The organism is Vibrio sp. 1249-1, assembly GCF_033340495.1.
Genome location: NZ_JAWOWJ010000001.1, coordinates 282388 through 297054, shown reverse-complemented (window position 1 = coordinate 297054; position 14667 = coordinate 282388). Strand labels below are relative to the sequence as shown.

The window sequence follows — 14667 nt, the reverse complement described above, 5'->3', positions numbered from 1 at the left end:
CTGAACAATCCAGAGTTATAGATAAATTTAATCCATAAAAACAAATGGCAATTCAAAACACTAATTTCACATAGAAAACCTGTCTATAAATCATAGAAAATACGTAAAAATAAATTTTTCAATTTTAGAATTTAAAAATTAAACCATTGTTATTAAAGGAAAAAATACAAACCAAAAACCAAGCAAACGTTTAAATTTCAATTTTATCATTGACTATTAAATTTACATCACGATAATACGCGCCGTTTGCCTGAAAACCAGGTGCTATAATTAAATATTTCAATGTGCGGAGGTAATAATGGCTGGAGACAATAATTACAGTCTTGGACCAGTTCCCAACACGGCCAGAAAAGGCGTGGCATCACTTACAATGGTGATGTTAGGACTCACTTTTTTCTCCGCAAGTATGTGGACTGGGGGTTCTCTCGGTACTGGGCTCTCCTTCAATGATTTTTTCCTCGCTGTTCTCATCGGTAACCTAATCCTCGGTATTTACACTTCTTTCCTCGGTTACATCGGCGCTTCTACTGGTCTCTCTACTCACCTTCTTGCTCGTTTCTCTTTTGGTTCTAAAGGCTCTTGGCTTCCTTCCGCTCTTCTTGGCGGTACTCAAGTTGGGTGGTTTGGAGTTGGTGTCGCGATGTTTGCGATTCCGGTGCATAAAGCAACGGGCATCGATACCAACACGTTGATCCTTGTATCCGGTTTGCTCATGACCGCGACCGTTTACTTTGGCATCTCCGCACTGATGGTGTTGTCAGCAATTGCCGTTCCTGCCATTGCGCTACTTGGCGGCTACTCTGTCATCGAGGCAATAAATAGCGTTGGTGGTATTGGCGAACTACAACAAGTTCAACCAACCGAGCCACTCGATTTTTCAATAGCTCTCGCGATGGTTGTCGGCTCTTTTGTCAGTGCTGGTACATTAACGGCGGATTTCGTACGCTTTGGTAAAAAGCCGCGCAGCGCCGTGATGATCACCATGGTGGCATTTTTCATCGGTAACTCGTTAATGTTTATCTTTGGCGCGGCAGGTGCGTCGGTGACGGGTCAATCAGACATTTCTGAAGTGATGATCGCGCAAGGTCTTCTTATTCCAGCTATCATCGTTCTTGGCTTGAACATCTGGACGACCAACGACAACGCGCTCTACGCATCGGGTCTTGGATTTTCCAACATCACAGGCTTACCAAGTAAATACATCTCAATGGCGAACGGTCTTGTTGGCACACTTTGCGCTCTCTGGCTCTACAATAACTTTGTTGGCTGGCTGACCTTCTTATCTTTGGCAATTCCACCGATTGGCGGTGTGATCATCGCTGACTTCTTCACGAACCGTAAACGCTACGCAAACTTTGAAGCCGCCCAATTCCAAAACGTTAACTGGGCTGGCATTATCGCTGTCGTGATTGGCGTTGGTGCGGGACACTTCCTGCCTGGCGTAGTGCCGATTAACGCTGTACTTGGCGGCGCAATTAGCTTCCTGATTCTTAATCCTATTCTTAACAAAAAAGCACTGGCTACACAGCCAGCGTAAGGAACCATCATGACAACACTACTGATCAAAAACGTAACGCTAAAAGGACAAGAAGGTCTGCAGCAAATTTTGATTGAAGATGGTCAATTCAAGCACATTGAAAGCAACGATGTGGAGCTTAGTCATAACGGTGACATCATCGATGCTGAAGGCGGTATGGCGGTTGCGCCTTTCTGCGAGCCACACATTCACTTAGATACAACTCAAACCGCAGGCGAGCCAAGCTGGAACATCTCTGGCACATTGTTTGAGGGTATTGAACGTTGGGCTGAGCGCAAAGAAATGCTGTCGATTGAAGACGTGAAAGCGCGCGCAAAACAAACCTTAAAATGGCAGATAGCAAACGGCGTACAACACGTTCGTACCCACGTCGATGTTTCAGACCCTACCCTAATTGCCCTAAAAGCGATGGTAGAAGTGCGTGAAGAGATGAAAGAATGGGTAGATATCCAAATCGTCGCCTTCCCGCAGGAAGGAATTCTCTCTTACCCAAATGGCAAAGAGCTGCTAGAAGAAGCCGTCAAATTAGGTGCGGACGTGATTGGCGCGATTCCACACTTTGAATTCACACGCGAATATGGCATTGAATCGCTGCACTACGTATTCGAGTTAGCGCAAAAATACGACCGCCTGATCGACGTGCATTGTGATGAAATCGATGACGAACAATCTCGCTTCGTTGAAACACTGGCAGCATTAGCGCACAAGTTTGATATGGGGAATAAAGTCACGGCCAGTCACACCACAGCGATGGGTTCCTACAACGGTGCATACGCATCTCGCCTGTTCCGTTTATTACGCATGTCCGGTATCAACTTCGTGGCAAATCCATTGGTGAACATTCACCTACAAGGCCGTTTTGATGATTACCCAAAACGTCGCGGCGTAACACGAGTGAAAGAGATGCTGAATGCCAACATCAACGTCTGCTTTGGACACGATGATGTATTTGACCCTTGGTACCCACTAGGCACTGCAAACATGCTGCAAGTGCTGCATATGGGTCTGCACGTGTGTCAGGTGATGGGTTACGACCAAATCAACAACTCACTGGATCTGATCAGCACCAATTCAGCACGTACACTGAACATTCAAGACAAGCACGGTATTGAAGAAGGCAAACCAGGTAGTTTACTGATTCTTCCCGCAGAAAATGGTTTTGACGCAGTACGTCGCCAAGTGCCGGTTCGCTACTCTGTTCGTCACGGTAAAGTGATTGCAGAAACAAAGCCTGCGACGACTCATATTCATCTTGAACAAGCAGAGCAAGTAACGTTCAAACGCTAAAAAGATCGGCGTGACGAAAAAGGCCTGACGACATCGTCAGGCCTTTTTTCTACTGGTAAACATCACTGCTCGCTCTGTCTATTCTTGTCTCATAAACCACTGAACACATTGAAAGGCCATATAAAACGGCTCAGTACCAAACGTTGCACAAGGTTCTGGTGGCTGAATCTCAATTACACCATCGCACTTGGAAATTATTCTAAGCGTTGGGCATACTTCTGACTTCATTTTAGTTGTAGATATGAACCATGACGTCATTAAGCCAGATAGAACCACAATTTTTGGAATTTATGCAGCAAGAGATGCAAGTAGATGCAGCTCATGATCTTAAACACGTAAAACGCGTGGTCAAAACAGCGAAACAGCTCTGCAAAGAAGAAAATGCAGACATCGCGATTGTATTACCGGCTGCCTATTTGCATGATTGCTTTACTTACCCGAAAGATCACCCAAATCGCAAAGAGAGCTCAATCATCGCAGCCAAAAAAGCGGTCGCATTTTTAGAGAGTATCGATTATCCGCAGCAATATCATGATGCCATTGCTCATGCGATAGAGGCACACAGCTTTAGCGCAAACATCAGGCCAAATACGTTGGAAGCCAAAATCGTCCAAGATGCCGACCGTCTGGACGCTTTAGGCGCAATTGGCGTGACGCGATGCATTCAAGTCAGCACTCAATTTAACGCGCAACTATACAACGACAGCGATATATTTGCCGAAGAGCGTGAACTTAACGATAAACAATTCACTCTGGATCACTTTCAAACCAAGTTATTCAAAATCGCTGAAACCATGAACACGGAGTCAGCGAGACGCGAAGCGCAAAAACGCAAAACCTTTATGCAAACGTACCTAGAGCAGTTACACGACGAGGTAACAGCGTAAATGTCAGAAAGCTATACGTTAATTAAAGAGCTTAAACGCCAACTAAAGTTAGCTGGGCTGCATTATGCGGATGTTGCACAACACCTTAATTTAAGTGAAGGAAGCGTCAAACGTTTACTCGCTGAAGGTCAGCACATTAGCCTTGAGCGCTTAGAACGAATTTGCCAATTGATTGGTTTAGAAATGGCGGAACTATTTAAGCTCGCGGCTGCGCACAATAAAGGTCTAGAGTCGCTAACGTTAGAGCAAGAAAAGCAGCTGGTTGACGATAAAGCCCTGCTGCTCGTGGCGATCTGTGTTGTAAATGGCTATCAGTTTGAACAAATCGTTCAGCAATATACCTTCAATGAGTTGGAACTGGTGCAAAAGCTTGCTCATTTGGATCGGCTGAACATCATCGACTTGCAGCCAAATAACAAAATTCGTTTGCGTATATCTCCGACATTTAAGTGGCAGATGGGCGGCCCTATTCAACGGTTCTTCCAACAGCAAGTTCAAGACGCCTTTTTCCAAAGCTACTTTTCTGGTGAAGATGAAAAGTTCTCCATGGCAACAGGATTGATGAGTGTACCAACCAACAAGAAGCTACAACAGAAACTGCAAAAGGTCATCGATGAGTTTTATCAGGCTTGCCAAAGTGATAGCTCTCTCGATATGGACGAAAAACACGGCACCTCTCTGATTATTGCGATGCGTCGCTGGACGTTCCCTTTGTTTGAACCATGGGAAAGAAAACTCCCCAATAAGTCTCGCAATTAGTAACTCAATAAATAAATGGAAATAAAAGTAACGAATTTCGTTACTTTTGGTGGCGTACAACGTCACTTGAAAGAGAAAGCTGGTTTAATCGTTCATTGAGCATAAAGTGCTCCCATCTCATTCGACTTTGTTTAATCGGGGCCCGTATGTTTTTCTCAAAACGCTTTTTTCCTTACTTTGTGACGCAATGCCTTGGCGCACTCAATGACAACATCTACAAAAACGTTCTGTTATTGATGGTGACATACAGCCAAATTGATAACCTACCAATATCCGTCAATCTATTCGTTAATTTGGCGGCAGGCTTATTCATCCTACCTTTCTTTCTATTCTCAGCGCATGCTGGTGCCGTCGCTGACAGCATGGACAAAGCCAAATTAATCCGACGTCTAAAGCTCATCGAACTAGCTATCATGTCTTGCGCAGCAACCGCTATTGCCACCCAAAGTGCCATGCTGATGCTGGTATTGCTGTTTATGACAGGCACTCAATCGGCCTATTTTGGTCCCGTGAAATACGCCTTGTTACCACAAGCGCTCAAACCAAATGAGCTTGTTAAAGGAAATGCTTGGGTTGAAATGGGCACGTTTCTTTCGATTCTTATAGGTACGCTTAGCGCAGGCCTGCTGCTAGCCATTCCTAATGGTACCTTGATTGCTTCTTGTACCGTGATTGCCTTGTCTTTGCTTGGGTTCATGAGCAGCGTGAATATTCCAACGATGCCTAGCCAATCGAATGACAAAGCGAAATTTGAACCGATTTCTGGTTTAAAGAACACGTTAAAAGTGGCAAAAAAACAGAGAGGCATCTGGATGTCTATTCTTGCCATCAGTTGGTTCTGGTTCATGGGTGCGACTTACCTAACTCAATTCCCTAACTTCGCACGCGAACATTTGTTCGCAGATAGCACTGTCGTTTCTTTACTGTTGGCATTGTTTTCGATTGGTATCGCGACAGGCTCTTGGTTGTGTGAAAAACTTTCTTTCAACCGCGTTGAGCTTGGTATTTTGCCATTCGGTATCCTTGGTCTGACAGTCTTTGGCGTCGACTTGCTATGGGCAGTCCCAAGTTATCCATCACTTCCGGTGCACTTTTATGATGTGCAAAGCTTCGTTGCTGAATCAAAACATCTGCGCGTCATGATTGACCTGTTCCTTGTTGGTGTAAGCGGAGGTGTCTTTATTGTTCCTCTTTATGCGTTCATCCAATCGCGTTCAAACAAAGGGGAGTGTGCACGTGCCATTGCTGCTAACAACATCATGAATGCGTTGTTTATGGTGGTGTCTGCTTTGGTTTCGATCGTTGTACTCAGCGTACTAGAGCTTTCTATTGTGGAACTGTTTGTCATGATGGCAATAGGTAACTTCTTCGTGGCAATCTATGTCTATCGTCAAGTACCGGAATTCACACAACGCTTTATCAGTTATTTACTCAGCCATTGTATGTATCGTGTGTCCGTAAAGGGGCGCCAACATATTCCTGAACAAGGTGCTGCGTTAATCGTGGCTAACCATGTTAGCTATGTCGATGCATTGATTTTGATGGGAACCTCTACTCGCCCGGTTCGTTTTGTGATGGACAAATCCATCAGCGAGCTACCTGTTCTTAAATATGTATTCCGTCATGCCGGTGTTATCCCGATCTGTTCTCCACGTAAGTGTGCCGACACTTACCGACGAGCATTTGAACAGATTGAACAAGCACTTAACGACGGTGAGGTTGTCTGTATCTTCCCTGAGGGTCGTTTAACGTCTAACGGTCAATTGGGTGAGTTTCGCCCTGGTGTAGAGAAAATCCTTGAACGTAACCCTGTTCCTGTCATCCCTATGGCGTTAAAAGGGCTTTGGGGTTCTTTTTTCAGCCACAAAGGCGGACATGCTCTCACAAAACGACCGACTCGTTTTTGGTCAAAAGTGGATGTTGTTATCGGTGAAGTGTTAAGTCCTGCGTCTTTAAATCGTCATCAATTGCAACAACAAGTACAGGATTTACTGGGCTGAGTCGCTTGCTACAGCAGTCAAACTTTGCAGCAAAACGTAAATATGCACCACAAAGCACAAGTAGTTTCTTGTCAATTAGAGTAGGATATCTACGACGTCATAAATCTAGGAGGTATTATGAAAATCATCATCTTACATGGTCTTTATATGCATGGGCTGGTCATGCAGCCTCTTAGCCAAAAGCTGAGAAAACTCGGATACGAAACGCAAGTACTCAGCTATAACACTGTTGCTATCGATGAGTCTTCACTGTTTGATTCTATTGATCATTCGCTTAATCCACTGACCACAAACGTGCTCGTGGGACACAGCTTGGGGGGCTTGATGATTAAGCGCTATCTCGCCAACAGAAAACCGAGCACTAACTTAATCTCTCATGTTGTCGCTATCGGTTCGCCTCTTAAAGGCGCGTCCATTGTAGGTCGAATTCAAGATCTCGGATTGGGTGCAATTTTAGGCAATTCGCCACACCACGGATTAAACAAACATGATGACGCCTGGGATTTCCCTCAAAAACTCGGCAGTATCGCAGGAACGATGCCGATTGGCGCTCGCCCATTGTTGATCCGTAATGACAACACCATGTCGGACGGTACCGTTACCGTAGAAGAGACAAGACTGGACGGTATGCAAGATCATATCGAAGTGAAGCAAACGCATACGAGCCTGATTTACAACACCTTCGTGCCGCAGCAGATTGATCACTTTATTCGCACAGATTATTTCCGTCGATAGCACACTTTTCCATCATACAGATGGAATCGACTTTCCAAGCTATTCAGTTCGCAGTACTATCCTAGCTCCACTTCTTCACAACTTGGATGAAGTGGTACATTTTTAATTGTTCTCAGGGCGGGGCGAAATTCCCCACCGGCGGTATACTTTTTCAAGTGAGCCCGCGAGCGCTCGATTCGTCGAGGTCAGCAGATCTGGTGAGATGCCAGAGCCGACGGTTATAGTCCGGATGAAAGAGAATAAGAATACACCAGCATAGCGAGTCAGATCGCTAAGAATGCTGGTGCACTTCTTTTTGATCGTATTTTACGGCGATCTCTCATACCGCCCTGATTCTGGTGAAATTTAGGAGTTAACCATGAATCAGTCATCACTACTTGCCGAATTCGGCGACCCAATTACTCGCGTTGAAAACGCACTTATCGCTTTAAAAGAAGGCCGTGGCGTACTGCTTCTTGATGATGAAGATCGCGAAAACGAAGGCGATATCATTTATTCAGTCGAGCACCTCACTAACGAGCAAATGGCATTGATGATCCGCGAATGTAGCGGCATCGTTTGTTTGTGCTTAACAGATGCTCAAGCAGACAAACTGGAACTGCCTCCAATGGTGGTAAACAACAACAGCGCAAACCAAACCGCATTTACGGTTTCTATTGAAGCGAAAGTTGGTGTAACAACGGGTGTTTCAGCAGCAGACCGCGTAACGACCATTAAAACGGCGGCAAACCCGCACGCAAAACCGGAAGATCTTGCTCGCCCGGGTCACGTATTCCCTCTGCGCGCACGTCCAGGTGGTGTAATGACTCGCCGTGGTCACACAGAAGGTACGATTGATCTGATGCAAATGGCAGGGCTTCAACCCGCTGGCGTACTGTGTGAAGTGACCAATCCAGATGGCACGATGGCAAAGGCACCGGAGATCGTAGCATTCGGTCGCCTGCACAACATGCCGGTACTGACGATTGAAGACATGGTAATGTACCTGAACCAGTTCGAGTTGAAACTGGCATAGTCAGATCTCAGCTCTTGAAAAAAGCCTCGCATTTGTGCGGCTTTTTTGATCGATCCTCTTTGCACTTGAGTAGTTATACTTATTGAAAACAAGGGGAACAACACCATGAAAGGATTACTGAAACTCGCCGCTCTCGTTAGCTTTCTCTCCATGAATTCGCTTGCTCTTGCATCTGAGTGCCCTGATATTCTTCAAGGTAAGCAAAGGTTGTTAAACTCAACGGAAGAAGTCGATCTATGCGAAAGCTTTAAGGGAAAGACACTACTAGTCGTCAATACAGCAAGCCAGTGCGGCTTCACTCCTCAGTTCGAACAGTTAGAAACCCTCTATCAAACTTACAAAGACCAAAACTTCACCGTTATCGGTTTCCCGAGCAATGACTTTCGACAAGATAGAGGAAGCGAAACAAACACTGCGAAAGTCTGTTATCTCGATTACGGGGTAACCTTTCCAATGATGGCTCGCTCTTCAGTATTAGGTGTAGATGCGAACCCAGTCTTCAACCAAATTACTAACCAAGCAGGCATAAAACCAAAATGGAACTTCTACAAGTTTCTGATTAGCTCTGAAGGTAAAGTTATTGCTACTTTTCCAAGCTCCACATCACCGACAAGTACTACGCTTACCAATATGATAGAGCAACAATTGTAAGGTGACGACCATGACAACACGCTCAACCATGCTACAACTCGGTTACTTAGGCCTGGTTCCATTTGTGTTTAGTTTAGGGCTGATTTTCACTGACATCTCACTCTTCAATTTAAGTGGTCAGAAATTTTTCATCGCATATAGCGCCGTTATATTAAGTTTTTTATCTGGCATCCTTTGGGGTAATGGCATTGAGCATTACTACCACCGCCTTAGCCGAAATGTATTAATTCTCAGCAACCTTTTTGTCTTACTGGCTTGGGGCGCATTACTGCAGGGCCACAAACATTACGCGGTCGCTACCCTACTCTTAGCAATTGGGTATCTTGCTGTTTGGTATGCAGAAAAGCTCGTGAGGAAAGTCGAACAAGACGCCGAGCCCAAGGGATATCAAGGAATGAGGAGCAAACTGACCTTCGGCGTAATCGTAATGCACGGATTGGCTTTAGTTTCATAACCTGGTCTGTCCAGTACTAAGATCACAAAAAAACGTCTTTTTATAAAACAATGTTCATTTCGTGAATGCACACATATTTTGAACACTGTTTTGTTTCATTTATGAATCAATCCACATATAAGTAATTCAAAGCATTCACAAAGGATATGAATATGTTTTTTCGCAAACTTTTGTTTAGCACTGCGATGATCAATGCAACGACAGGTTGCGTGTCTTACCAGGCACAACAAGCCGCCGCTCAAACAGTAAATAATACAGGTGCCGTGCTTACCAATGTGATTAAAACCACGATTGCTCAGCCATGTAATGTTGCAATCACTGCTGCTAGCTTGTTTTATCCGCATGCCATATTTATGACTAGTGTTCCGACTCAAGCATGTACAAGCGTTCTTAGATAATACGAGTGTGATAAGCATAAAAAATGGCGACTCTACCGTCGCCATTTTTAAGCATCAATGCTATTTACAGTTACAGCGTCAATAAGTAATTAACTAATTGATTGTACTCGTCGTAAGTACGAATTTCGTTGGCCAAAACAATGTATTTATTGTTCACAACCACACCCGGAACCCCTCTTAACGTGCTGGCAGAAAATTGCTTATCAAAACCTTTCTGCATTGAGTTTACGGCGAAACTGTTGTAAGCCGCATCAAACTTCTTACCTTCTACGCCATTATCAACGAAGAGTTGTTTCAGCTCAGCTTCGTCTTTTGGCGCTTGTCGCTTTTGATGAATTTGGGCAAACATGGCAGGAATCATTGTATCTTCAACCCCGAGCGACACCATCGTCGCGTAGGACTTGGCCATCGGAATCGCCATATCTCCGCCCATGAACCCCACATGTACCTTTTCAAACTTTGCCTCTTTTGGCAGAGCAGGTTTTAAACGCTCAATAAGCGACTCAAACTTGTAGCAATGTGGGCAATAAAAAGAAAAGAATTCCGTCACAACAGGTTTCGATGCTTTCTTAACATCCAGAACTTTGTAGTGCTTCCCTTCTTCAAATTGCGCTGCATGAGCGGTAAAAGTCAGTAAAAGTGCACTACATAAGGCAAGTAGTTTTTTCATTGTTTATTTCCTTGTGGCATTCAAATGCCAAATCATTTCATTTGGTAAGAAGGGGTAAACCCCAAGTAATTTGAGATGAGGAATTAAACAATCGGAGGACGATAAAGCTTGGTGATCACTGTCACTACTTTTTCGACTAGAGGCCTATCAATCAAAGCAAGGCTATAAGGAAGAAGCAGTAAGTCGTTTTGAGATAAGTTGGCGGGAATTTTGACCATGCAGGAAGAGCTACAACTCGTGTGAGATTGTTGTGCCTTATTGATGGCTGACTCATCGTGATGTGATTCTACGCAGTCGTCATTGACGCCAAGTTGTTTGTGTAGAGCAGCCTGTTGAACAATAAGATCGCGTACTTCAATTGTTTTCATCGGAGCGGAAGCCTGCGCCACAGGAGCGACACTACTCAAAAGCATAGCAACTAAGCAAACTATCGCAGTCAACAATGTACGGTTAAACTTCAACATAGCTACATCAAGGAAAATGGTGATTTAAGATAATACATGATAACGGTTTGACTTCAAGATACGGACTCTCGGCTCGCTAACAAACTCTGTTCTTTGACTATTTTAGGCTAGTGAATTTTCTCTCTAACGCTCCCTCAGTACACGAAACCAGCACAACGAGCTATTCACCGTTCGGATACTCCCCTCATCAGATACCAGCAACAATTCTATAAAACTTGAAATCATTATGAAACACGAGTAATAGTTAGAACAGTTTTTGTACGAACAAGGAAAGATCAATGCTTAAAAAAAGATTCTTTAAGACAAAAGATGAAGTCGAAGTCACGTTCGAGCTAGATAAAGATCAGTGGGACTCTGTCCAAATTGCTGGAGACTTCAACAACTGGCAGCCAGAACCGATGAAATTAGTGAAGAAAAGTCGTCAGTTTAAATTTAAAACCCGCTTACCTAAAGCGCAGAATGTTCAGTTCCGTTACTTGCTCGATGATGCGAAGTGGGAAAATGACCCACAAGCTGATGCTTACGTTCCAAATGTTTTTGGCAGCGACAACAGCGTCGTGTGTACCACCGAATAAGCGGTAATTTCGCTTTAAGATTCCATACCTAGGCGCAAACGTTGCGCCTTTTTACATCTCCCGAAATGTGATTGGTGATTAGATTTAAATCATTAATTGGCAATTTTATCCAATTAACTCATCCGATAACCTTATTCTGAGAAAGCTTTATTTGAAATAATTCGTAAATTTGTTTAAGTTCCATTGATATTAAATATTGTATACATCACTTAAATGAACGCACAACAAATCAAACCATCTCTAATCATTGTGGAAGACGATCCCAAATTACAAACTATGTTGGGTGAGTATTTTGTTGAACAAGGTTTTCAGGTCAAATGTATCGACAATGGGACGGACGCACCCAATGCGATTATTGACACACAACCAGACGTGGTGCTGTTAGATTTGATGCTACCCGGGCAAGATGGTCTGAGTGTATGTCGTCAAATCCGAGAATGCTACAAAGGCAAAGTGTTGATGCTGACAGCAAGTGATGATGACTTCGATCATGTCGCCGCATTAGAAATAGGCGCAGATGACTTTGTTACTAAACCCATCAAACCTCGCGTATTGCTGGCTCGTATTCGCATGCTATTAAGAAGAAAAGAGGCGGCGCCTACCGAGTCCGAAAACGGCCTACAAATTGGTGTTCTGTGTTTAAACCGGTTGCGTAAATCGTGCGTAATGAACCAAGAAGAAATTGCGCTGACAGACGGCGAGTTCGATTTGTTGTGGGTTCTTGCTACGCATGCTGAAAAAACACTATCACGTGAGTGGCTGACCAAAACACTGCGTGGTATTGAATACGATGGCACAGACCGAACCATTGATAATCGCATAGTGACACTGAGAAAGAAGCTAGGCGATGCTTCTTGCTCACCACAAAAAATCATTACCGTTCGCGGCAAAGGCTACCTATTTATGCCTGATGCATGGAATGAATAATGAGACGGATTTATCTGGAAAGCTTTGTTGGCCTTATCATTCTGTTTATGGCTAGCTTGTGGGGATACGAGTTCTTAGTTTATGAGATCAACACAGATTATGACTACCTATTACAAGAGCATGAGGGGCAAGCTTTTCACGATCTGATCTATCCTATCTATAAAGAACACGGATTAGAATATACTCAACAACAGTTGGAACAATTTGCCACATCAAGCCATCGTTTGTTGGTGCCTCATACGCTTGAAGAGCTTCCAACAGACATCAAAAAGGCGTTTGAAAGTGATACCTCCGTTAACGTCGCTTACGATGAAGAAAGGGATATCTGGTTCCGCCTAGATGCGAGCACGCCTATCTTTAAAATGAGCGATAATCCGAATAGCCCTGTGGTTAAAGCAGCCAACTTTGATGACAATATCGTTTGGTTGTTCTTTTTAGCTGGATTTGCTCTGTATTGCATATTGTTGATCTGGTTCTTAAGCCGTCGGATTCGAGAGCTAGAGAGAGTGACCGTTGAGTTTGCCTCAGGTAACTTCAAGGCTCGAGCTAGTACCTCAAGCGCTAAGTCTGTTGGGACGTTAAACAAAAGCTTTAACACGATGGCCGATAAAGTATCTCGCTTGATCACTAGCAATAAAATGCTAACTAACGCCGTTGCACATGAATTGCGTACCCCAATCTTCCGCTTACAATGGCAAGCAGATTTGTTATCGGATTCAACCTTAACTGAACAACAGAAAAAGTATGTTTACAGTATCGTCGAAGACATTGACGAGATGGAAGAAATGGTTGAAGAATTGCTTTACTACGCAAAGATGGAGCGTCCTGACACAGCATTACAAACTCAAGAAGAAGTCGTCCTATTCAACTTAGTCAAAGAATTACGACAGAGATGGCAAAAAGAGACTACGCTCGGTATTTCGCTTCAAGAAGTAAACTCAGAAAACGTTCTCGCGTTTGCTGACCCAAAATTGTTAAAGCGAGCCTTAGATAACTTGCTGCGCAATGCAATGCGGTACGCGGATAAGCAGATTTTAGTAGAGATAAAACACGATCAGCACCGCTGCTTCATCAATGTTCATGATGATGGCATAGGTATTGAAGAAAAGCATTGGCCTCATCTATTCGAACCATTTTACAGCGCGGATGAATCTCGCAACAAAAAGACGAGCGGGTTTGGGCTCGGTTTGGCGATTGTCAGACAGATAATGGAGCTTCAACGTGGAGAAGTTTCGATTTGCCATAGCCCACTTGGAGGAGCTTGCTTCACACTTAGCCTCAAAAAATCAGACAGTTAACTTATCCTTCCTACCCCATTTACAGAAGACGACACTTCAATACACTCAAGCGACAGAGCCCAACAATAAAACAGTGTACATTTAATCCATAAGATTCACACACTAAATGGATAGTACTCATGTATAAATCTTTTATCCTGATTATGGCGCTTACTTCTACGCTTACAGCTTGCGCCTACAACCAAAAACCTGTCGTCGACATGACCAATGTCGACCCTAGTACATATGAACAAGACTTTCTTTACTGCCAAGGCTATGCAGAAAATGTCGACAAATCAGAGGCAGCGAAATCTGAAGCCACTAATGGGGCAGTTACAGGCGCATTGATCGGCGCAGCTGCTGGTGCGCTAGAAGACGGATTAGGTGGAGCGGCTGTCGGTGCTGCTGCCGGCGGTGCTGTAGGAGCTGGAGCTGGTGCTTTGAGTGGAACAAATGATTCAACCAAAACTCAATCTCTCGTATTGCGTAAATGCCTCCAGCACAAAGGCTATACCGTCTACGATCTTGATTAAATAAGCACTTTTCTTAAATTATCGCGCGATGGATTCTATTCACAAATGTTTCACGCTGTAACGATTAATCTCGTTACCTCTCTGGGATATGTGTTCCATCCCAATGCTTAAATAGTAAGGTCATATTTTGAAGCCAGGTAAAACAGGTATACGCCGTGTCATGGATGCGACCGGCTATTCATTTCAAGGATTGAAAGCCGCATGGACACACGAAGCCGCTTTTAGACAAGAACTGATTCTCGCCTTGGTGCTTTCCGTCTGTGCTTTTTTCCTTCCTGTCACCACATACGAAAGAGTGCTGATGATCAGTAGCCTGTTCTTGGTATTGATCGTCGAACTCATTAATTCCGCCGTAGAAGCGGTTGTCGACCGTGTTAGCGATGACTGGCACGAGCTCAGTGGTAGAGCCAAAGATATTGGTTCAGCAGCAGTATTTGTTGCGTTAACTCTTGCCCTTTTTATTTGGGCTTCGTTCTTGCTCTAATTTTTATTCAAGAC

17 protein-coding genes and 1 riboswitch are annotated in these 14667 nt (G+C 44.1%); of the genes, 15 read left to right on the top strand and 2 right to left on the bottom strand.

What is annotated here, in order from left to right; translation table 11 throughout:
• The first annotated feature begins 298 nt into the window (after positions 1–298).
• The 10 genes from codB (at position 299) to R7Z50_RS01360 (ending at position 9723) form a co-directional block, all read left to right on the top strand.
• The gene (gene codB, locus R7Z50_RS01405) at positions 299–1537 is read left to right on the top strand and encodes a cytosine permease (protein ID WP_158173402.1); all 1239 of its coding nucleotides are present in this window, start codon (positions 299–301) and stop codon (positions 1535–1537) included.
• 9 nt (positions 1538–1546) lie between these two features.
• Positions 1547–2824 carry a cytosine deaminase gene (locus R7Z50_RS01400; protein WP_158173401.1) on the top strand — a complete coding sequence of 426 codons (1278 nt, stop codon included), beginning with the start codon at positions 1547–1549 and terminating at the stop codon, positions 2822–2824.
• A 248-nt stretch (positions 2825–3072) separates the two neighbouring features.
• Positions 3073–3711 carry an HD domain-containing protein gene (locus R7Z50_RS01395; RefSeq protein ID WP_017819864.1) on the top strand — a complete coding sequence of 213 codons (639 nt, stop codon included), beginning with the start codon at positions 3073–3075 and terminating at the stop codon, positions 3709–3711.
• On the top strand, positions 3712–4470 hold the full coding sequence (locus R7Z50_RS01390) for a helix-turn-helix domain-containing protein (protein WP_104980491.1): 759 nt from the start codon (positions 3712–3714) through the stop codon (positions 4468–4470). It begins immediately after the preceding gene.
• Between the two features lie 146 nt (positions 4471–4616).
• Positions 4617–6470 carry an MFS transporter gene (locus R7Z50_RS01385; RefSeq protein ID WP_104980487.1) on the top strand — a complete coding sequence of 618 codons (1854 nt, stop codon included), beginning with the start codon at positions 4617–4619 and terminating at the stop codon, positions 6468–6470.
• Between the two features lie 117 nt (positions 6471–6587).
• Complete coding sequence (locus tag R7Z50_RS01380) at positions 6588–7205, top strand: hypothetical protein (protein WP_005373653.1); 618 nt, start codon at positions 6588–6590, stop codon at positions 7203–7205.
• A 104-nt stretch (positions 7206–7309) separates the two neighbouring features.
• Positions 7310–7450, top strand: a riboswitch (FMN riboswitch).
• A gap of 113 nt (positions 7451–7563) precedes the next feature.
• Positions 7564–8220: a 3,4-dihydroxy-2-butanone-4-phosphate synthase gene (gene ribB / locus R7Z50_RS01375; RefSeq protein ID WP_005373655.1), complete on the top strand. Its 657-nt coding sequence runs from the start codon at positions 7564–7566 to the stop codon at positions 8218–8220.
• 105 nt (positions 8221–8325) lie between these two features.
• The gene (locus R7Z50_RS01370; protein ID WP_033906358.1) at positions 8326–8871 is read left to right on the top strand and encodes a glutathione peroxidase; all 546 of its coding nucleotides are present in this window, start codon (positions 8326–8328) and stop codon (positions 8869–8871) included.
• A 10-nt stretch (positions 8872–8881) separates the two neighbouring features.
• Positions 8882–9325, top strand: coding sequence for a DUF3429 domain-containing protein (locus R7Z50_RS01365; RefSeq protein ID WP_064376220.1), 444 nt, complete (start codon positions 8882–8884; stop codon positions 9323–9325).
• 152 nt (positions 9326–9477) lie between these two features.
• Complete coding sequence (locus R7Z50_RS01360; protein ID WP_005373664.1) at positions 9478–9723, top strand: hypothetical protein; 246 nt, start codon at positions 9478–9480, stop codon at positions 9721–9723.
• A gap of 70 nt (positions 9724–9793) precedes the next feature.
• Here R7Z50_RS01360 and R7Z50_RS01355 read toward each other — a convergent pair whose 3' ends face one another.
• Entirely contained in the window at positions 9794–10393 is a 600-nt protein-coding gene (locus tag R7Z50_RS01355) for a thiol:disulfide interchange protein DsbA/DsbL (protein ID WP_005373667.1), read from the bottom strand.
• A gap of 83 nt (positions 10394–10476) precedes the next feature.
• On the bottom strand, positions 10477–10857 hold the full coding sequence (locus R7Z50_RS01350; protein ID WP_005373669.1) for a hypothetical protein: 381 nt from the start codon (positions 10855–10857) through the stop codon (positions 10477–10479).
• Positions 10858–11135: 278 nt separating this feature from the next.
• Here R7Z50_RS01350 and R7Z50_RS01345 point away from each other — a divergent pair, with 278 nt between their 5' ends.
• The 5 genes from R7Z50_RS01345 (at position 11136) to R7Z50_RS01325 (ending at position 14653) form a co-directional block, all read left to right on the top strand.
• On the top strand, positions 11136–11432 hold the full coding sequence (locus R7Z50_RS01345; RefSeq protein WP_017635151.1) for an isoamylase early set domain-containing protein: 297 nt from the start codon (positions 11136–11138) through the stop codon (positions 11430–11432).
• Positions 11433–11645: 213 nt separating this feature from the next.
• A complete protein-coding gene (locus R7Z50_RS01340; protein WP_005373673.1) occupies positions 11646–12359 on the top strand; it encodes a response regulator in 714 nt (237 codons plus the stop codon).
• Positions 12359–13657 (top strand): ATP-binding protein, encoded by a 1299-nt coding sequence (locus R7Z50_RS01335; protein ID WP_017819858.1) that lies wholly within the window; start codon positions 12359–12361, stop codon positions 13655–13657. Before R7Z50_RS01340 ends, R7Z50_RS01335 begins: the two co-directional genes overlap by 1 nt.
• A 119-nt stretch (positions 13658–13776) precedes the next feature.
• On the top strand, positions 13777–14169 hold the full coding sequence (locus R7Z50_RS01330; protein ID WP_005385575.1) for a hypothetical protein: 393 nt from the start codon (positions 13777–13779) through the stop codon (positions 14167–14169).
• A gap of 127 nt (positions 14170–14296) precedes the next feature.
• Positions 14297–14653: a diacylglycerol kinase gene (locus R7Z50_RS01325; protein WP_017635149.1), complete on the top strand. Its 357-nt coding sequence runs from the start codon at positions 14297–14299 to the stop codon at positions 14651–14653.
• Positions 14654–14667 lie beyond the last annotated feature (14 nt).